We start from the raw sequence: 18,915 nt of genomic DNA, 5'->3' as shown, positions 1-18,915 counted from the left end.
TATAATCAGGTTTTTCTTTGTGAAACATAGGGATTACCTCACAACTCTTCTTACCTCTATTATACGACTTTACAAAAAGAAAAGCCCTTAGAAACTTGAGTTCTAAGGACTTTGTCTTCAATCTGAACCTGAGGCAGTCGCCTCAGGTTTCCATTTGTTATTAGAAAGGAATTTTATGTCCATCATCCAAAAACTCTGGTGGTTTTTTAAATTAGAAAAACGCCGTTACCTAGTTGGAATTGTAGCTTTGGTTTTGGTTTCTGTACTAAACCTTATCCCACCTATGGTCATGGGGCGCGTGATTGATGCCATTACTTCGGGACGATTAACACAAGATGAGCTCCTGCTCCATCTCTTTTATCTCCTGCTGGCAGCTTTCGGGATGTATTATCTGCGTTATGTTTGGCGCATGTATATCCTAGGGACTTCCTACCGACTTGGACAAATCATGCGTTCAAGACTATTTGAACATTTTACAAGGATGTCTCCCGCTTTTTATCAGAGTTATCGGACTGGGGATTTGATGGCTCACGCAACCAATGATATCAATGCTCTGACTCGTTTAGCAGGTGGTGGTGTCATGATGGCAGTGGATGCCTCTATCACAGCCTTGGTAACTCTCTTGACTATGCTCTTTAGCATTTCTTGGCAGATGACCTTGGTTGCCATTCTGCCCTTGCCATTTATGGCCTATGCGACTAGTCGTCTGGGGAGAAAGACCCATAAGGCTTTCGGAGAATCACAGGCAGCCTTTTCTGAACTCAACAATAAGGTTCAAGAATCTGTATCAGGTATCAAGGTAACCAAGTCCTTTGGCTATCAGTCTGATGAATTGGCATCTTTCCAGGAAGTCAATGATTTGACCTTCCAAAAGAATCTGCAAACCATGAAATATGATAGTCTCTTTGACCCCATGGTTCTACTCTTTGTTGGTTCTTCCTATGCCTTAACTCTCTTAGTGGGTGCCTTTATGGTGCAAGCAGGACAAGTAACCGTTGGTAATCTTGTCACCTTTATCTCTTACTTGGATATGTTGGTCTGGCCCTTGATGGCTATTGGTTTCCTCTTTAATATTACTCAGAGAGGAAAAGTTTCTTACCAACGAATTGAGAGTCTTTTGTCTCAAGAGTCACCTGTCAAAGACCCAGCATCTCCACTTAACGGGATTGAAAATGGGCGCTTAGACTATGCCATTGATCGTTTTGCCTTTGAAGACGAAGAGACGCTGAAAGATATCCATTTTAGCCTCGAAAAAGGGCAAACCTTAGGCTTGGTTGGACAAACTGGTTCAGGGAAAACAGCTTTGATTAAATTGCTCCTACGTGAGTATGACGTTGACAAAGGAGCTATTTATCTAAATGGTCATGACATTCGTGACTATCGACTAGCTGACTTACGTAGTTTGATGGGATACGTTCCACAGGACCAATTTCTCTTTGCTAGTTCTATCATAGAGAATATTTGTTTTGGAAATCCTGACCTACCTTTCTCTGCAGTAGAGAAAGCAACTCAGTTGGCTCAAGTCTATCAAGACATTCAAGCCATGCCTGAGGGGTTTGATACAGTTATCGGGGAAAAAGGTGTTAGTCTATCTGGTGGGCAAAAGCAACGTCTGGCTATGAGTCGGGCTATGATTTTAAATCCTGATATCTTGATTTTAGATGATTCCTTGTCAGCTGTGGATGCTAAGACAGAGTTCGCGATCATCGATAATCTCAAGGAAACTCGCAAAGATAAAACGACTATCATCACTGCCCATCGTCTCAGTGCAGTTGTTCATGCAGATTTGATTTTGGTCATGCAGGATGGTCGCATCATTGAACGAGGTAGGCATGAAGACTTACTAGCCTTGGATGGTTGGTATGCCCAGACCTACCAGTCTCAACAGTTAGAAATGAAAGGAGAAGAAGATGCGGAATAAACAAGAACAATGGGTTGTATTGAAGCGTTTGTTGTCTTATCTTAAGCCCTATGGGGTCCTCACCTTTTTAGCCCTTGCTTTTCTCCTTGCGACGACTGTTGTTAAGAGTATTATCCCCCTAGTAGCTTCGCACTTTATCGACCAGTATCTAAACAATCTCAATCAACTTGCTGTTACAGTTTTGCTAGTTTACTATGGTCTCTACATTCTTCAAACTATTGTCCAATATGTGGGGAATCTCCTTTTTGCGCGCGTGTCCTACAGCATCGTTAGAGATATTCGACGTGATGCCTTTGCCAATATGGAAAAGCTAGGCATGTCTTATTTTGATAAAACGCCTGCAGGCTCTATTGTCTCTCGTTTGACAAATGACACCGAGACTATCAGTGATATGTTTTCGGGAATCTTATCTAGCTTTATCTCGGCAGTCTTTATATTCGTGACGACCCTTTATACCATGTTAGTTCTGGACTATCGTCTGACTGCTTTAGTCTTGCTCTTTCTGCCTTTGATTTTCCTTTTGGTCAATCTCTACCGTAAAAAATCGGTCAAGGTCATTGAAAAAACCAGAAGTCTACTGTCAGATATTAACAGTAAGCTGGCAGAAAATATCGAAGGAATTCGCATTATTCAAGCCTTCAACCAAGAAAAACGCCTGCAAGAAGAGTTTGATGAGATAAACCAGGAACACCTAGTCTACGCTAACCGTTCAGTAGCCTTGGATTCTCTCTTTTTACGCCCAGCTATGAGTTTGTTGAAGCTGTTGGGCTATGCAGTTTTGATGGCTTATTTTGGCTATCGTGGTCTTTATCTAGGAATAACGGCAGGAACTATGTATGCCTTTATCCAGTACATCAACCGTCTCTTTGATCCGCTCATCGAGGTAACGCAAAACTTTTCTACTCTGCAGACATCCATGGTGTCAGCAGGTCGTGTCTTTGCACTCATCGATGAATCCAACTATGAACCGATCCAAGAAAATGGACAAGCCGAGATTCAAGAAGGAAATATCCGCTTTGAGCATGTGTCCTTCTCTTATGATGGGCAACACCAAATTCTGGATGATATTTCCTTTACCGTCAATAAAGGTGAAACCATTGCCTTTGTCGGGCATACAGGATCTGGAAAATCATCTATCATTAATGTTCTCATGCGTTTTTATGAATTTCAGTCTGGTCGGGTTCTCCTAGATGGTGTGGATATTCGAGAGTATAGCCAAGAGGAATTGAGAAAAAATATCGGTTTGGTCCTACAGGAACCTTTCCTCTATCATGGGACCATTAAGTCCAATATCGCCATGTACCAAGATATCAGCGATGACCAAGTCAAGGCTGCAGCAGAATTTGTCGATGCAGACTCCTTCATTCAAGATCTTCCTTTAGGTTATGATGCTCCTGTATCTGAGCGTGGTTCGAGTTTTTCAACTGGTCAACGTCAGCTTCTTGCCTTTGCTAGAACTGTTGCCAGTCAACCTAAAATTCTGATTTTGGATGAAGCGACAGCCAATATCGACTCTGAAACAGAAGCTCTGGTCCAAAATTCCCTAGCTAAGATGAGACAAGGTCGGACAACCATCGCCATCGCCCATCGCCTTTCTACCATTCAAGATGCTAATTGTATCTATGTCCTTGATAAGGGACGTATCATCGAAAGTGGAACCCACGAGGAACTCCTAGCATTGGGTGGAACCTATCACAAGATGTATAGTTTGCAAGCAGGTGCTCTTTCCTAGGGAAGAATTCCTTTAAAACACAGATTTCTTGCACTGCCTCTTTCATTTTGTGGTATAATGTAGAATGTTAATAAAGATTATATATAAAAATAGAGGAGAATGTGCATGCTGAAATGGGATGAACTACCTCAAGAAATGCAATTGAGCGAGGTAAAACCATACTACCAGCTTGTGTCTAGAAGAAAAGGCTCACTGATTTTCAAGCGTTGTCTAGATTTGTTTCTAGCCTTAGTCTTGTTAATCTTGACCTCCCCCTTATTTCTGATTCTAAGCATCTGGATCAAGCTAGATAGCAAGGGTCCAGTTATTTACAAGCAAGTGCGGGTAACCCAGTACAACCGACATTTCAAGATTTGGAAATTCCGGACTATGGTAACGGACGCGGACAAGAAAGGAAGTCTGGTAACTTCTGCAAATGACAGTCGTATCACAAAAGTTGGAAATTTCATTCGACGTGTTCGTTTGGATGAATTGCCACAATTGGTCAATGTCCTCAAAGGAGAGATGTCCTTTGTGGGAACTCGTCCAGAAGTACCACGCTACACAGAGCAGTATAGCCCCGAGATGATGGCGACCTTGCTCTTACCTGCAGGGATTACGTCCCTTGCAAGCATAAACTATAAAGATGAGGATGCCATCATCAGTCAAATGACTGCAAAAGGTATGACAGTTGACCAGGCTTATGTGGAAAGAGTCCTTCCAGAGAAAATGCACTTTAACCTAGCCTATCTACGTGATTTTAGTTTCTTTGGAGATATCAAAATCATGTTTCAGACTGTAGTTGAAGTTTTAAAATAAAGTAGTCACAAGAGTGAATACAGTAAAAGGAGTAAATCAATGACAAAGTATAATATTCCATTTTCACCACCCGATATTACCGAAGCTGAAATTGCTGAAGTAGCAGATACCCTCCGTTCAGGATGGATTACAACAGGTCCAAAGACAAAAGAACTAGAACGTCGTTTATCTCTCTATACTCAAACGCCTAAGACAGTCTGCCTCAACTCTGCAACAGCAGCTCTTGAATTGATTTTGCGCGTGCTTGAAGTAGGGCCTGGCGATGAGGTCATCGTTCCAGCTATGACCTATACAGCTTCATGTAGTGTCATTACTCACGTAGGTGCGACACCAGTGATGGTTGATATCCAAGCTGATACCTTTGAAATGGACTATGACAAGCTTGAGCAAGCTATTACTGAGAATACAAAAGTTATTATTCCAGTTGAACTTGCAGGGATTATCTGTGACTATGACCGTTTGTTCCAAGTTGTCGAGAAAAAACGTGACCTCTTTACAGCTACTAGCAAGTGGCAAAAGGTCTTTAATCGTATTGTTGTAGTATCTGATAGTGCCCATGCTTTGGGTTCAACCTACAAAGGACAACCAGCTGGTTCTATTGCAGACTTTACGTCCTTCTCTTTCCACGCAGTTAAGAACTTCACAACTGCTGAAGGAGGAAGTGCAACTTGGAAAGCTAATCCAGCTATTGATGATGAAGAAATGTACAAGGAATTCCAAATCCTATCTCTTCATGGTCAAACAAAAGATGCGCTAGCTAAGATGCAACTGGGTTCATGGGAATACGATATCGTAACTCCTGCCTACAAGTGCAACATGACGGATATCATGGCTTCACTTGGTCTGGTTCAGTTGGACCGTTATCCTAGCTTGCTACAACGTCGTAAAGAAATCGTAACTCGCTATGACCGTGGATTTGCAGGAACTCGGATCCACCCATTGGCTCATGAGACAGATACTGTTGAATCTTGTCGTCACCTTTACATCACCCATGTGGAAGGAGCTAGTCTCGAGCAACGTAATCAAATTATCCAAGAATTGGCCAAAGCAGGAATCGCAAGTAACGTTCACTACAAACCGCTTCCACTTTTGACAGCTTATAAGAATCTTGGCTTTGACATGGCAGATTATCCAAAGGCTTATGCCTTCTTTGAAAATGAAATTACATTACCGCTTCACACGAAATTAACGGATGAAGAAGTAGACTATATCATTGAGACTTTTGTCAGAGTTTCTGAAGAAATTCTAGGTGCTTCACAAAAATAATTAAAAAAATTAGTAAAAAATGAATGAAAACGGTTGACAAAGGAAAAACAATAACATATAATTAACTCAACAAATCAGAAAAGTAATTATTTTTAATCTTCAGGGAGCCTGTGGTTACTGCGAACAGGTGGTTGGAACTAGTGAAATTGGGCTGATTTTAAAAGTGAATTTGAAACAATGAAAATTCGGTAGGCACACCTTACAGTGCAACTTGTTGTTAGACAAGGCAGAGATGTAAAGGGGATATTCTCTTTACAAATGAGGTGGTACCGCGTTACAAACGCCCTCACATGGAAATAGATTCCGTGTGTGGGCTTTTTTCTATCCGTCGTTTTGTTTATCTTTTATTAGGGCGTTAACTTAGAGTAATATTCAAGTTTCACTTGTTCTTTGAGTAAAGGCTGAAATGGTCCCCCAGACCATTTCACTACCAAAAGCAAATAAAAAGCCGGATTCATACAGAAGGAGGAAAAATTTATGACAACTAAAGGATATTTCGGACAATTTGGTGGTAGTTTTGTACCAGAACCAATTCAGGTTTTGCTAGATGAATTGGAAGTTACTTTTGAAAAATACAAGGAAGATCCAGAGTTTTTAGCTGAGTTTCGTCATTACTTGAAGGATTATTCAGGTCGTGAGACACCGCTATATTATGCAGAGAGCTTGACAGAGCACTTAGGTGGAGCTAAGATTTATCTCAAACGTGAAGACCTTAACCACCTTGGATCTCACAAGCTCAACAACGTTTTAGGACAAATCCTTCTAGCAAAACGCATGGGTAAAAAGCGTGTCATTGCTGAGACAGGAGCTGGCCAGCACGGTGTTGCGACAGCTGCAGCTGCGGCCAAATTTGGTATGGCATGTGATGTCTATATGGGGGCAGAAGATGTGGAGCGTCAACGTCTCAATGTCTTCCGCATGGAGATGATGGGAGCAACTGTTCACGCAGTTGAAACTGGTACTCGTACCCTCAAAGATGCGGTTGATGCAGCCTTTGGAGCATGGATGAATGACCTTGAAGCATTCTACGTTTTAGGATCTGCTGTAGGCCCTCATCCTTATCCAACGATTGTCCATGAATTCCAAAAGGTTATTAGTGAAGAATCACGTCGTCAAATCTTGGGAAAAGAAGGACGTCTGCCAGACTACGTTATTGCCTGTGTGGGTGGTGGTTCTAATGCCATCGGAGCTTTTTCACAGTATGTAGCTGATGAAGAAGTAAAATTGGTTGGGGTAGAAGCTGCTGGTCATGGACTTGATACAGACAAGCACGCAGCAACTATGACCAAGGGTAGTGTCGGAATTGTCGATGGAATGAAGACTTATGCAGTTTTTAAGGAAGATGGAGAGCTGGCGCCAGTTTACTCTATCTCAGCAGGTTTGGACTATCCAGGGGTTGGTCCAGAACATGCCTTCTTTAAAGACTCTGGTCGAGTAGAATATGTAGCAGCGACAGACGAAGAAGCTGTCCAAGCCTTGCTTTTATTAAGCAAAACAGAAGGAATCATCCCTGCAATTGAAAGCTCACATGCTATCGCTGAAGCAGTTAAACGTGCGCCGAAACTAAGTAAAGATGAGATTATCATCATCAATGTCTCTGGTCGTGGAGACAAGGACGTAGCTGCTATTGCAGATTATCTTGAAGCTAAAAAATAAAAGATGGAAAAGATACAGAGATTTCTCTCACAGAGAGCTTGTGGTTGCTGAAAACAAGCAGAGAAAGCTGTAAGGTTGGGTCCATCTGAAATGAGAGAAGAAAACATGATTCTCGAGGGAGTGCCCTTTATCGCACAACCTGTTACAGGAGCTATCTGAGACAGGAATGAGAGATAGGAGAAATCCTATAATTGAGGTGGCACCACGAATTTCGTCCTCACGCAAGTTATTTTGCGTGGGGATTTTTTGTAGAATCAACACGAAATTTAAGAAGAACTGAAAGGGAAATTACAATGGAACGAATCATTCATGGAGATGTTTTATCACCAATCTTGGCTTATATGCGCTTAAACGGAAAACACAAGGTCATACTTGAAAGTATCCCAAGAGAAAAAGAAAATGCTCGATTTTCTATCTTAGCCTATAACCCAGTTTTTGAGATTAAGTTTGAGAATGGAGTTCTTTATCAAAATGGTCAGGTGATTGATCGTGATCCCTTGGATTTCCTCTATGAGGTGACTCATAAGAGTCAGCACCATTCAGACCTCCCTTTTGGTGGGGGAGCCATTGGCTTTGTGGGTTACGATATGATTTCGCTCTATGAGGAAATCGGCCAAATCCCTCAGGATACCATTGGGACGCCAGATATGCATTTCTTCGTATATGAGAGTTATATAGTTTTTGACCATAAGAAAGAAAAAATTAATGTCATCGAGGATGCTCTCTACAGTAATCGTAGTAATGAAGAACTAGAAGTGGCTTTAGATCAGGTTTTAGAAGAGTTGAAAATCCCTGCTCCAAATGAATTTGAAGATTTGGACGTTTCTCCACTTCAGTTTAGACCACATATTGCACCTCAGAAATTTGAAGAGATGGTAGAAACAGCTCGCGACTTGATTCGCAAGGGAGATATGTTCCAATGTGTGCTCAGTCAGCGCTTCTCCGCAGAAGTAACTGGAAATCCTTTTGACTTCTACAGAAATCTCCGAGTGACCAATCCATCAAATTACCTCTACTTTTATGACTTTGGAAATTATCAAATTATCGGTGCCAGTCCTGAGAGCTTGGTTTCCGTCAAAAATGGCATTGTGACAACCAATCCAATTGCAGGTACACGTCCTAGAGGTGCCAATGATGAGGAAGATGCGGCACTTGCAAGTGATCTACTTTCTGATGAAAAGGAAATGGCAGAACACCGAATGTTGGTGGACTTGGGACGAAATGATATCGGTAGAATTGCTGAAACAGCAAGTGTCCAAGTAACCAAGTATATGGAAGTCGAACTTTTCCGCTATGTCATGCATTTGACCAGCGTGGTTAAAGGACATTTATTACCAGAACTGACTGCCATGGATGCCTTAAAGGCGACACTTCCGGTAGGAACAGTATCGGGAGCACCAAAGATTCGGGCCATGAAACGCATCTATGAACTAGAAAAAGAGAAGCGAGGTGTCTATGCAGGAGCTATCGGTTACTTATCAGCAACTGGAGACATGGATTTTGCTATTGCAATTCGAACCATGATTCTTAAAAATAAAACAGCCTACGTACAGGCTGGTGCAGGAATTGTTTATGATTCCATCGCTCAGAACGAATACCAAGAAACGATTAACAAAGCTAAATCTATGACTAGAATGGGAGAACTAAGACCATGATTTTATTGATTGACAATTATGATTCATTTACTTATAACCTGGCTCAATATATCGGGAATTTCGCAGAAGTTCAGGTTTTGAGAAATGATGATCCAAACCTTTATGAAGAAGCTACAAAGGCAGATGGACTGGTCTTTTCTCCTGGCCCAGGTTGGCCAGCTGATGCTGGGAAAATGGAAGAAATGATTCGTGATTTTGCAGGTAAGAAACCTATTCTAGGGATTTGTTTGGGGCACCAAGCCATCGCAGAAGTCTTTGGTGGCAAGTTAGGCTTGGCTCCTAAAGTTATGCACGGTAAACAAAGTCAAATCCGATTTGAGACTCCATCAGTTCTCTATCAAGGGATTGAGGACAATCGTCCAGTCATGCGTTACCACAGTATTTTAATCGAAGAGATGCCAGAAGAGTTTGAAGTGACCGCTCGTTCGACAGATGACCAAGCTATTATGGGGATTCAACACAAAACCTTGCAGATTTATGGCTTGCAGTATCATCCAGAAAGTATCGGAACGCCTGATGGTCTATCTTCTATTCAGAATTTTATCGAGAAAGTTGTAAAGTGAGGAACACAAAATGAAAGAAATTATTGAAAAATTAGCCAACTTTGAAGATTTATCAAGTGTTGAAATGACAGATGTGATCGAACGCATCGTGACAGGGCGAGTGACAGAAGCACAAATTGCGTCCCTACTTTTAGCTCTTAAAATGAAGGGAGAAACACCTGAAGAAAGAACAGCCCTCGCTCAAGTCATGAGAGGACATGCTCAACACATTCCAACAAATATTCAAGATGCTATGGATAACTGTGGTACAGGTGGAGATAAGTCATTTAGCTTCAACATTTCTACAACTGCAGCCTTTGTCTTGGCAGGTGGAGGAATCCACATGGCCAAACATGGAAATCGCTCTATTTCTTCTAAATCTGGGTCAGCAGATGTCTTGCAAGCTTTGGGAATCAATATTGACCTCAAACCAGCACAATTGGGTAAGGTATTTGACCAAACAGGAATCGTCTTTCTCTTTGCCAAAAACATGCACCCAGCTATGAAATACATTATGCCAGCTCGCTTGGAGTTGGGAATTCCAACTATCATGAATTTGACAGGACCACTCATCCATCCAATGATTTTGGAAACACAGCTTCTAGGAATCAGTCGTCCTGAACTTCTGGAAAGTACTGCTCAGGTTTTGAAAAACATGGGTCGCAAACGTGCCATTGTAGTAGCTGGTCCAGAAGGGTTGGATGAAGCTGGTTTGAATGGAACTACCAGCATTGCCCTTCTTGAAAATGGCGAAATTACTTTATCAACCTTTTCTCCAGAAGATTTGGGAATGGAACGGATTGCTATTGAAGACATTCGTGGGGGAAATGCTCATGAGAATGCAGCCATCCTTGTCAGTGTTCTTAATAACGAACCAAGTCCATTCTTGGAAACAACAGTCTTAAATGCAGGTCTCGGATTCTACGCAAATGGGAAAGCAGATAGTATCAAGGACGGAGTTGAATTGGCACGTCAAGTGATTGCCAGTGGTAAGGCCCTTGAAAAACTCAGACTATTACAGGAGTATCAAAGATGAGTCAGGAATTTTTATCACGTATCCTAGAGCAAAAGGCGCGTGAAGTTGAAACGATGGAACGAGAGGAGCTTCAGCCCCTACGTCAAACTTATCGATTGAGTGAATATTTAAAAAATCACCAAGACCGTTTGCAAATCATTGCTGAGGTCAAAAAGGCAAGCCCAAGTCTAGGTGACATCAATCTGGATGTGGATATTGTGCAACAGGCTCAGACTTATGAAGCGAATGGCGCGGTTATGATTTCTGTTCTGACAGACGAAGTTTTCTTCAAGGGTCATTTGGATTATCTTCGTGAGATTTCCAGTCAGGTACAGATTCCGACGCTGAACAAGGACTTTATCATCGATGAAAAGCAAATCATCCGCGCTCGCAATGCAGGTGCGACAGTCATCTTGCTCATTGTCGCTGCCTTGTCAGAAGAACGCCTCAAGGAACTTTACGACTACGCGACAGAGCTTGGTCTAGAAGTGTTGGTGGAAACTCATAATTTAGCTGAACTAGAAGTAGCCCACCGTCTAGGAGCTCAAATTATCGGTGTGAACAATCGCAATTTGACTACCTTTGAAGTTGACTTGCAGACCAGCGTAGACTTGGCCAAACACTTCAAGGACGATTGCCTGTATATTTCTGAATCTGCCATTTTTACAGGAGAGGATGCGAAACGAGTTGCACCATACTTTAACGGAATTTTGGTGGGAACAGCCCTCATGCAAGCAGAAGATGTCGCCCAGAGAATCAAGGAGTTGCAGATTGACAAAGGTTAAGATTTGTGGACTATCGACCAAAGGAGCAGTAGAGGCAGCTATGTCGGCTGGATCAGACTACATTGGTTTTGTCTTTGCTCCTAGTAAAAGACAAGTGACCTTGGAACAAGCAGCAGAGCTAGCTAAGATCATTCCTACAAATGTAAAAAAGGTTGGCGTGTTTGTTTCACCAAGTCGGGAAGAATTACTAGATGCGATTGAAAAGGTTGACTTGGATTTGGTACAGATTCATGGTCAGGTGGCAGATGATCTATTTGAGAGTCTACCTTGTGCCAGCATTCAGGCTGTACAGGTGGATGGAGATGGTCACGTGCCAAGTTCTCAGGCAAATTATCTCCTCTTTGATGCACCTGTGGCAGGAAGTGGTCAGACCTTTGACTGGGGGCAACTGGATACGACAGAATTATCTCAGCCTTTCTTCATCGCAGGTGGGCTCAATGAGGATAATGTAGAAGAAGCTATTCAACACTTTACCCCCTTTGCAGTAGATGTATCAAGTGGGGTAGAGACAGACGGACAAAAAGATCATGAAAAGATAAGAAGATTTATAGAGAGGGTAAAACATGGCATATCAAGAACCAAATAAAGATGGATTTTACGGGAAATTCGGTGGACGTTTTGTTCCAGAAACATTGATGACAGCAGTATTGGAGTTGGAAGAAGCTTATCGTGAAAGTCAGGCAGATCCAAGTTTCCAAGAAGAGTTAAACCAACTCTTGCGCCAGTATGTGGGGCGTGAAACTCCCCTTTACTACGCAAAAAACTTGACCCAGCATATCGGCGGAGCCAAGATTTACCTTAAACGTGAAGACCTCAACCATACAGGCGCCCACAAGATTAACAATGCCTTGGGACAAGTTCTCCTCGCTAAACGCATGGGCAAGAAGAAAATTATCGCTGAAACAGGTGCCGGTCAACATGGTGTGGCAACTGCAACAGCTGCAGCCCTCTTCAACATGGAATGTACTATCTACATGGGTGAGGAAGATGTCAAGCGTCAAGCCCTCAATGTTTTCCGCATGGAACTTTTAGGAGCTAAGGTAGAGGCAGTGACAGATGGTTCGCGCGTGCTCAAGGATGCAGTCAATGCAGCCCTTCGTTCTTGGGTGGCAAATATCGATGATACCCACTATATCCTTGGTTCTGCCTTGGGACCTCATCCTTTCCCAGAAATTGTTCGTGACTTCCAAAGTGTTATCGGACGAGAAGCCAAGCAACAGTACCGTGATTTGACAGGTGAAAATCTGCCAGATGCCCTAGTAGCCTGTGTTGGTGGTGGTTCGAATGCCATCGGGCTCTTCCATCCATTTGTGGAAGATGAGACAGTAGCTATGTATGGTGCTGAAGCAGCAGGACTCGGTGTGGATACAGAGCACCACGCAGCTACCTTGACCAAGGGTCGTCCAGGTGTTCTTCACGGTTCGCTTATGGATGTGCTCCAAGATGCTCATGGTCAAATCTTAGAAGCTTTCTCAATCTCAGCAGGTTTGGACTATCCTGGTATCGGTCCAGAGCATTCCCATTACCACGATATCAAACGCGCGACCTATGTACCAGTGACAGACGAGGAAGCCTTGGAAGGATTCCAACTCTTGTCTCGTGTAGAAGGAATTATCCCAGCTTTGGAATCTAGCCATGCCATCGCCTTTGCGGTGAAATTGGCTAAAGAACTTGGACCAGATAAGTCTATGATTGTCTGTCTATCAGGTCGTGGAGACAAGGATGTGGTTCAAGTTAAAGACCGCTTGGAAGCAGAAGCAGCAAAGAAGGGAGAAGCTCATGCCTAAGACCTTAACCGAAAAATTGACAACTCTTAAAGCAGCAAAAAAGGGAATTTTTGTTCCCTATATCATGGCTGGAGACCATGAAAAAGGTTTGGATGGACTTGCTGAAACAATCCACTTTTTAGAAGACTTGGGTGTGTCTGCTATTGAGATAGGAGTTCCCTTTTCAGACCCAGTTGCAGATGGTCCAGTTATCGAAGAAGCAGGCTTGCGCAGTCTAGCTCGCGGAACCTCTACCCAGGCTTTGGTTGAAACCTTGAAAACCATTGAAACAGAAATCCCGCTTGTCATCATGACCTACTTTAACCCCCTCTTTCAGTACGGTGTGGAGAAATTGGTTAAAGATCTTTCTGATACAGCGGTCAAGGGATTGATTATTCCAGACCTGCCTCATGAGCATGCTAACTTTGTAGAGCCCTTTTTGGTGAATACAGACATTGCTTTGATTCCACTTGTCAGCTTGACGACAGGAATTGAGCGTCAAAAAGAACTCATTGAAGGGGCTGAAGGTTTTGTCTATGCTGTTGCTATTAACGGGGTGACAGGGAAAGCAGGAAATTACCGAGATGACTTGGACAAGCACTTGGCTCAACTGCATCAAGTGGCTGACATTCCAGTCTTGACCGGTTTTGGTGTATCCACACAAGCTGATGTAGAACGCTTTAATGCAGTATCAGATGGCGTTATCGTCGGTTCCAAGATTGTTAAGGCTCTACATGGAGGACAAGTAGCAGAAATCGCTGACTTTATCAGACAAGCAGTAGCTTACCAAAAATAATCACACAAGCAGCCAGTAAGAGGAAAGGCACAAAAGGCAGTCTTTCCTTTTTCTTTAGCAGGAGAAAAGCTAGTATGCCGGTTGTGGAAGCAAATTGAATTAAAATCAGCATTTCAGTTAGACTAAAAACAAGTGCACAAGAGGCCAGAAATAGAAAATCACCTGCTCCAATGCGAATATCAATAACATGGGCAATGATTCCAAGAACTAGGAAGAAAGCCATGATTAGATTCCAACTAGAGCAAATCATGAGGATTAAGTGAAAAGCTAGCCAGACGATCAAAGGATATTCTTGATGTCGGACGTCGTAGATGCCCAAAGTCAAGCCAGCAGTGATTAAAATGACTTGTCCCAAAGTTAAAAATCCCACAGCCCCAGCCAGAAAGAGCAGTCCCAAGCAAAACTCAAAGAAAGCATACCAGAAAGGATAGTGGACCTTACAATAGCGACAGCGAAAGCGATTGAATATCTGGGACACAATCGGAATCAAATCCAAGAGACGTAAGCGAGTCTTACAAGAATCACAGTGACTAGCAGGGAAAACAATGGATTGCTCAGGGAAACGATCAATGACCAATCCAAGAAAGGAAGCAAAAATAGCTCCAACAAGAAAAAAGTAAAGATGGATCATACTTATTTATTCGGAAAAAATAAGAGAAAGAGTATAATAGTTGGATATAGGAGAAGTTTTAGGAACAAATATGAAAATTCACTTTGAAAAAGGGCTTCAGATAGAAAATGCCCAACTCATTTGTCAGTGGTCTAATGCTTTGGGAGAAAGTTTTCAGAAGCAATGGATGGGACCCAAAATTTCTTATCCCTTGATTGTCCAATTCTTACAAAAGCTGGAAGGAATTTTTTCCATTTTTGCTGAAGAAGAGTTTGTAGGCGTCATCCAGAAAATCAAACTAGAAGATAACAATCTTCATATTGGAAGATTTCTCATTGCTCCACATAAGCAGGGGAAAGGATTAGGTCGAAAAGCTTTTCAATACTTTCTTCAAGAAATGTTTGAAAATGAAGAAATAGAAAGTATTTCCCTAACGGTTTTTGAGTCAAATCAAATAGCTAGAGACCTCTACCAAAAAGAGGGATTTGAAATTGTTCAAACCATTGAAGTTCCAGAGCGAAAATACATAATGAGAAAATCTAGGTAAGGACTAGATGATACCGAGAACTGTACCCGTACAAATTTTGGTTTTCAAACTTGTTGCAGAGAAATTTTCTTGATAAAATAGATACATGACTAGATATAAAGCTGTAATTTCTTATGATGGCTACGCTTTTGCCGGTTTTCAGCGGCAACCTCTTGCGCGTAGTGTTCAGGAGGAAATTGAAAAAACTTTAACTAAATTAAATAAGGGACAAGCTATTACCATTCATGGCGCTGGGCGAACGGACAGTGGCGTTCATGCTTTAGGACAGGTCATCCACTTTGATCTTCCCTATCAGATGGATGAGGAAAAACTTCGCTTTGCTCTTGATACCCAAAGTCCTGAAGATATCGATGTGATTTCGATTGAGATTGTGGCAGATGATTTTCATTGCCGCTATGCCAAGCATAGCAAGACCTACGAGTTTATCGTAGATAGAGGACGTCCTAAAAATCCTATGCGTCGCCATTATGCGACTCATTATCCCTATCCACTCGATGTGGAGCGGATGCAACTTGCTGTAAAAAAATTAGAGGGGACACATGACTTTACTGGTTTTACGGCATCAGGGACTAGTGTGGAAGACAAGGTTCGAACGATCACAGAAGCTAGTCTTAGGGTTGATGAAACAGGGCAGTTTTTGACCTTTACATTCTCTGGCAATGGCTTCCTCTATAAGCAGATTCGAAATATGGTCGGAACCTTGCTTAAGATTGGCAACAATCGGATGCCAATCGAGCAGATTGACCTCATCTTGGAGAAAAAAGATAGACAGTTGGCAGGTCCAACTGCAGCACCTAATGGTTTGTATTTGAAGGAGATTCGTTATGAAGAATAATCGTATTTTAGCACTTTCAGGAAATGATATTTTTAGTGGTGGTGGTTTAGCAGCTGACCTTGCCACCTATACTTTGAATGGTTTGCATGGATTTGTAGCCATGACCTGCTTGACTGCTTTGACAGAAAATGGTTTTGAAGTCTTCCCGACGGATGAGACTATTTTCCAACAACAGTTGGATAGTCTGAAAAGTGTAGACTTTGGAGGGATTAAGATAGGCCTATTACCAACGGTCGGTGTTGCTGAAAAAGCATTGAATTTCATTAAGGAAAGATCAGGAGTTCCAGTAGTCTTAGACCCTGTATTGGTTTGTAAGGAAACACACGACGTTGCAGTTAGTGAGCTCTGTCAAGAGTTGATTCGCTTTTTCCCTTATGTATCTGTGATTACTCCGAATCTTCCTGAGGCAGAGCTGCTTGCAGACCAAAAGATTGAAAGCCTGGAAGACATGAAGGCTGCAGCGCAGAAATTACATGACTTGGGTGCACCAGCAGTGATTATCAAGGGTGGGAATCGCCTCAGTCAGGATAAGGCTGTGGATGTCTTTTATGATGGGGAGAATTTTACTATTCTTGAGAATCCAGTCATCCAAGGACAAAATGCTGGTGCAGGATGTACCTTTGCATCAAGTATTGCTAGTCAGTTAGTCAAGGGAGAGGAACTATTACCAGCAATTGAAACTTCCAAAGCCTTTGTTTACCGTGCCATCGCACAAGCAGATCAATATGGAGTCAGACAATATGAAGCAAACCAAAACAAGTAAAATCGCCCTATTATCTATACTAACTGCTCTATCAGTAGTTTTAGGTTATATTGTAAAAATCCCAACTCAAGCAGGAATCTTAACTCTTTTAGATGCAGGAATCTTCTTTACCGCTTTTTATTATGGGCGCCGTGAAGGAGCCATCGTTGGGGGTCTAGGAGGTTTCCTCATTGACCTGATTTCAGGTTACCCTCACTGGATGTTCTTCAGCTTGCTTTTCCATGGTCTGCAGGGATATTTTGCAGGTTTTAAAGGAAAATGGCAGGGGCTTGGATTAGTTTTGGCGACTATCATCATGGTAGCTGGATATGCATGTGCGACTGCTTGGATGAAAGGTTGGGGGCAAGCCTGGTTAGATGTCCCTCACAATCTGTTACAGAATTTTGTTGGGATGGTTGTTGGGTATCTTCTATATCGGAGTATCAAGAACATTAGTAAGCAGTAAAAATAGTCTTCCATGGCAACTATTGAAAAAACTCTGATAATTTGCTAAAATGAAAGCTATGAAAACACTCTACGATGTGCAACAATTTCTCAAACAGTTTGGTATCATTGTCTATATGGGAAAACGTCTCTATGACATTGAACTGATGAAGATCGAGTTATCGCGAATCTATGATGCAGGCTTGATGGACAAGCTGGACTATCTTGAAGCGGAGGCTGTTCTTCGCAGAGAGCACAAACTAGAATTAGACTATTTAGAAAAAAATGGAGATTAGGTAATATGGTAACTTGGGTATTATGGGGACTTATTGTAGCGATGTTGGCATGGATGGGATACAACTATCTTCGCATTCGTCGTGCAGCGAAAATTGTAGACAATGCAGAGTTTGAGTCTTTGATTCGTACAGGTCAGTTGATCGACTTGCGTGATCCAGCTGACTTCCACAGAAAACATATCCTCGGAGCTCGTAATATCCCTTCAAATCAATTGAAGACAAGTCTTGCAGCTCTTCGCAAGGATAAACCTGTCCTTCTCTATGAAAACCAACGTGCGCAACGTGTCACAAATGCAGCACTTTTCTTGAAAAAACAAGGTTTCTCAGAAATCTATATCCTCTCTTACGGATTGGATTCTTGGACAGGGAAAGTAAAAGTTGAAAAATAAGAAATGGCGGTGGGACAGAAATCGATAGACAAAGTCTCGATTTCGTAGTCCCAGTCCCGCGAGGATGATTAGGAGCTTTTTGGAGTCTAAAAGACGAACAAAAAGTTCAATCAGCAACCGCGTCAAAGTTTGATTGCTAATAAAAAGTGAGGTCGGGATCTTTTGTCCCAACCTCATTTTTTAACCACTTTTTCTAAGAAAGTCACGAATGATTGCCAATTCTTGTGAGTTTAGATGTCGATAGTCGCCTTCTTGGAGATTGTCATCAAGACTCCAAGGGCCAAAATGGGTGCGTTTAAGAGCAGTAACCTTGACTCCAACAGAAAGGAACATTTTTTTGACCTGATGAAACTTTCCTTCAGAGATGGTGATAGTGGCTTGGCTGAGACTAAGGCTTGAGGATAAAATCTCAAGTTGAGCAGGTTTACAGATAGTTCCATCAAGAAAGACAATCCCATCTTTAAACTCTTGAATATGGTCGGGAGTTAGTGGCCCATTGACCTCTACTTGGTAAGTTTTATCGACATGGTATTGAGGATGGAGGAGTTGAAAACCTAGAGGTCCATTATCCGTTAAGAGAAGGAGACCCGTCGTATCCCGATCCAGACGGCCGATGGCGTAGAGTTGGTCAGACTGGAGATGCTGAGGAAGAAGGTCCATGACCGTTGGGAGTTTTTTATCCTTGCTTGCAGTTACGACTCCGTTTGGCTTGTGGAGCATGAGGTAGGTGTGTTCATATACTTGGATTTTTCTATCTTTGAAAATCAGCTCTTGCAACCCGGTATCAACATTCTGTGCAAGGGAACTAGCAGGGAGTTTATCAACTAAAATTTCTTTTTTCAAAAGAGCTTGTTTCATGGCCTTACGGCTGATTTTTTCCTGGGCTAATAATTTATCTAAACGCATACCAGCCTATCTTATCACAAGTCGGGATTTTTGAAAAGAGAAAGAAATTTTTTTGCAATGTCAAGCCAAGCGTGACAAATTAGTCCATATGGTTATCGAGAATCTTTTAAGTTATTTGGACTAGCTCGATAGTTTTTGGCAGATTTATAGCTAGGAATCTTTTGGATTTCTTTTTTTGAGTGGGTCAATGTAACGAATTCTTTCAAAAAGCTTC

Annotated in this window: 20 protein-coding genes and 1 other annotated feature; of the genes, 18 read left to right on the top strand and 2 right to left on the bottom strand. The window is 42.1% G+C overall.

Annotation, left to right across the window (positions count from 1 at the left end; all coding sequences use genetic code 11):
- Positions 1-175: 175 nt before the first annotated feature.
- The 12 genes from QM867_RS05855 (at position 176) to trpA (ending at position 13,932) form a co-directional block, all read left to right on the top strand.
- A complete protein-coding gene (locus QM867_RS05855) occupies positions 176-1,921 on the top strand; it encodes an ABC transporter ATP-binding protein (protein ID WP_414315338.1) in 1,746 nt (581 codons plus the stop codon).
- Entirely contained in the window at positions 1,911-3,653 is a 1,743-nt protein-coding gene (locus QM867_RS05850) for an ABC transporter ATP-binding protein (RefSeq protein WP_414315337.1), read from the top strand. The genes QM867_RS05855 and QM867_RS05850 overlap by 11 nt, the downstream gene beginning before the upstream one ends.
- Positions 3,654-3,758: 105 nt before the next feature.
- Entirely contained in the window at positions 3,759-4,451 is a 693-nt protein-coding gene (locus tag QM867_RS05845; RefSeq protein WP_320693131.1) for a sugar transferase, read from the top strand.
- Between the two features lie 39 nt (positions 4,452-4,490).
- Positions 4,491-5,717 carry a DegT/DnrJ/EryC1/StrS family aminotransferase gene (locus tag QM867_RS05840; RefSeq protein ID WP_414315336.1) on the top strand — a complete coding sequence of 409 codons (1,227 nt, stop codon included), beginning with the start codon at positions 4,491-4,493 and terminating at the stop codon, positions 5,715-5,717.
- A 60-nt stretch (positions 5,718-5,777) separates the two neighbouring features.
- Positions 5,778-6,008: a binding site (T-box leader), on the top strand.
- A gap of 186 nt (positions 6,009-6,194) precedes the next feature.
- Positions 6,195-7,373 carry a tryptophan synthase subunit beta gene (trpB, locus tag QM867_RS05835; protein ID WP_414315335.1) on the top strand — a complete coding sequence of 393 codons (1,179 nt, stop codon included), beginning with the start codon at positions 6,195-6,197 and terminating at the stop codon, positions 7,371-7,373.
- A gap of 293 nt (positions 7,374-7,666) precedes the next feature.
- Positions 7,667-9,028: an anthranilate synthase component I gene (trpE, locus tag QM867_RS05830; protein WP_414276444.1), complete on the top strand. Its 1,362-nt coding sequence runs from the start codon at positions 7,667-7,669 to the stop codon at positions 9,026-9,028.
- Positions 9,025-9,591 carry an aminodeoxychorismate/anthranilate synthase component II gene (locus QM867_RS05825; protein WP_414315334.1) on the top strand — a complete coding sequence of 189 codons (567 nt, stop codon included), beginning with the start codon at positions 9,025-9,027 and terminating at the stop codon, positions 9,589-9,591. The genes trpE and QM867_RS05825 overlap by 4 nt, the downstream gene beginning before the upstream one ends.
- A 10-nt stretch (positions 9,592-9,601) precedes the next feature.
- Positions 9,602-10,606 carry an anthranilate phosphoribosyltransferase gene (trpD, locus tag QM867_RS05820; RefSeq protein WP_248035973.1) on the top strand — a complete coding sequence of 335 codons (1,005 nt, stop codon included), beginning with the start codon at positions 9,602-9,604 and terminating at the stop codon, positions 10,604-10,606.
- Positions 10,603-11,370, top strand: a complete 768-nt coding sequence (trpC, locus tag QM867_RS05815) for an indole-3-glycerol phosphate synthase TrpC (RefSeq protein WP_414315333.1) — start codon at positions 10,603-10,605, stop codon at positions 11,368-11,370. The genes trpD and trpC overlap by 4 nt, the downstream gene beginning before the upstream one ends.
- Positions 11,357-11,956: a phosphoribosylanthranilate isomerase gene (locus QM867_RS05810; protein ID WP_311522538.1), complete on the top strand. Its 600-nt coding sequence runs from the start codon at positions 11,357-11,359 to the stop codon at positions 11,954-11,956. The genes trpC and QM867_RS05810 overlap by 14 nt, the downstream gene beginning before the upstream one ends.
- Entirely contained in the window at positions 11,934-13,157 is a 1,224-nt protein-coding gene (gene trpB, locus QM867_RS05805; RefSeq protein ID WP_075231473.1) for a tryptophan synthase subunit beta, read from the top strand. Before QM867_RS05810 ends, trpB (QM867_RS05805) begins: the two co-directional genes overlap by 23 nt.
- Positions 13,150-13,932, top strand: coding sequence for a tryptophan synthase subunit alpha (trpA, locus tag QM867_RS05800; protein ID WP_414315332.1), 783 nt, complete (start codon positions 13,150-13,152; stop codon positions 13,930-13,932). The genes trpB (QM867_RS05805) and trpA overlap by 8 nt, the downstream gene beginning before the upstream one ends.
- Here trpA and QM867_RS05795 read toward each other — a convergent pair.
- Positions 13,904-14,563: a prepilin peptidase gene (locus tag QM867_RS05795; RefSeq protein WP_414315331.1), complete on the bottom strand. Its 660-nt coding sequence runs from the start codon at positions 14,561-14,563 to the stop codon at positions 13,904-13,906. The two genes, trpA and QM867_RS05795, sit on opposite strands and share 29 nt — an antisense overlap.
- A gap of 70 nt (positions 14,564-14,633) precedes the next feature.
- Here QM867_RS05795 and QM867_RS05790 point away from each other — a divergent pair, with 70 nt between their 5' ends.
- The 6 genes from QM867_RS05790 to QM867_RS05765 all read left to right on the top strand — a co-directional run bounded on the left by QM867_RS05790 (position 14,634) and on the right by QM867_RS05765 (position 17,795).
- Positions 14,634-15,089: a GNAT family N-acetyltransferase gene (locus QM867_RS05790; protein WP_414315340.1), complete on the top strand. Its 456-nt coding sequence runs from the start codon at positions 14,634-14,636 to the stop codon at positions 15,087-15,089.
- 85 nt (positions 15,090-15,174) lie between these two features.
- On the top strand, positions 15,175-15,924 hold the full coding sequence (gene truA / locus QM867_RS05785) for a tRNA pseudouridine(38-40) synthase TruA (RefSeq protein ID WP_414315330.1): 750 nt from the start codon (positions 15,175-15,177) through the stop codon (positions 15,922-15,924).
- Entirely contained in the window at positions 15,914-16,687 is a 774-nt protein-coding gene (locus tag QM867_RS05780; protein WP_414315329.1) for a bifunctional hydroxymethylpyrimidine kinase/phosphomethylpyrimidine kinase, read from the top strand. Before truA ends, QM867_RS05780 begins: the two co-directional genes overlap by 11 nt.
- Entirely contained in the window at positions 16,665-17,132 is a 468-nt protein-coding gene (locus QM867_RS05775) for an ECF transporter S component (protein ID WP_153225495.1), read from the top strand. Before QM867_RS05780 ends, QM867_RS05775 begins: the two co-directional genes overlap by 23 nt.
- Positions 17,133-17,181: 49 nt before the next feature.
- The gene (locus QM867_RS05770; RefSeq protein WP_000646475.1) at positions 17,182-17,406 is read left to right on the top strand and encodes a YqgQ family protein; all 225 of its coding nucleotides are present in this window, start codon (positions 17,182-17,184) and stop codon (positions 17,404-17,406) included.
- A 5-nt stretch (positions 17,407-17,411) separates the two neighbouring features.
- On the top strand, positions 17,412-17,795 hold the full coding sequence (locus QM867_RS05765; protein WP_049548145.1) for a rhodanese-like domain-containing protein: 384 nt from the start codon (positions 17,412-17,414) through the stop codon (positions 17,793-17,795).
- Between the two features lie 180 nt (positions 17,796-17,975).
- On the opposite strand, the gene QM867_RS05760 is transcribed toward QM867_RS05765, so the two are convergent.
- Positions 17,976-18,701 carry a 16S rRNA pseudouridine(516) synthase gene (locus tag QM867_RS05760; RefSeq protein ID WP_414294824.1) on the bottom strand — a complete coding sequence of 242 codons (726 nt, stop codon included), beginning with the start codon at positions 18,699-18,701 and terminating at the stop codon, positions 17,976-17,978.
- Between the last annotated feature and the right edge of the window lie 214 nt (positions 18,702-18,915).

Source organism: Streptococcus infantis (genome assembly GCF_047463635.1).
GTDB lineage: Bacteria > Bacillota > Bacilli > Lactobacillales > Streptococcaceae > Streptococcus > Streptococcus infantis_W.
The sequence above is the reverse complement of the archived record's forward strand: the minus strand, read 5'-3'. Positions and strand labels throughout refer to the sequence as shown.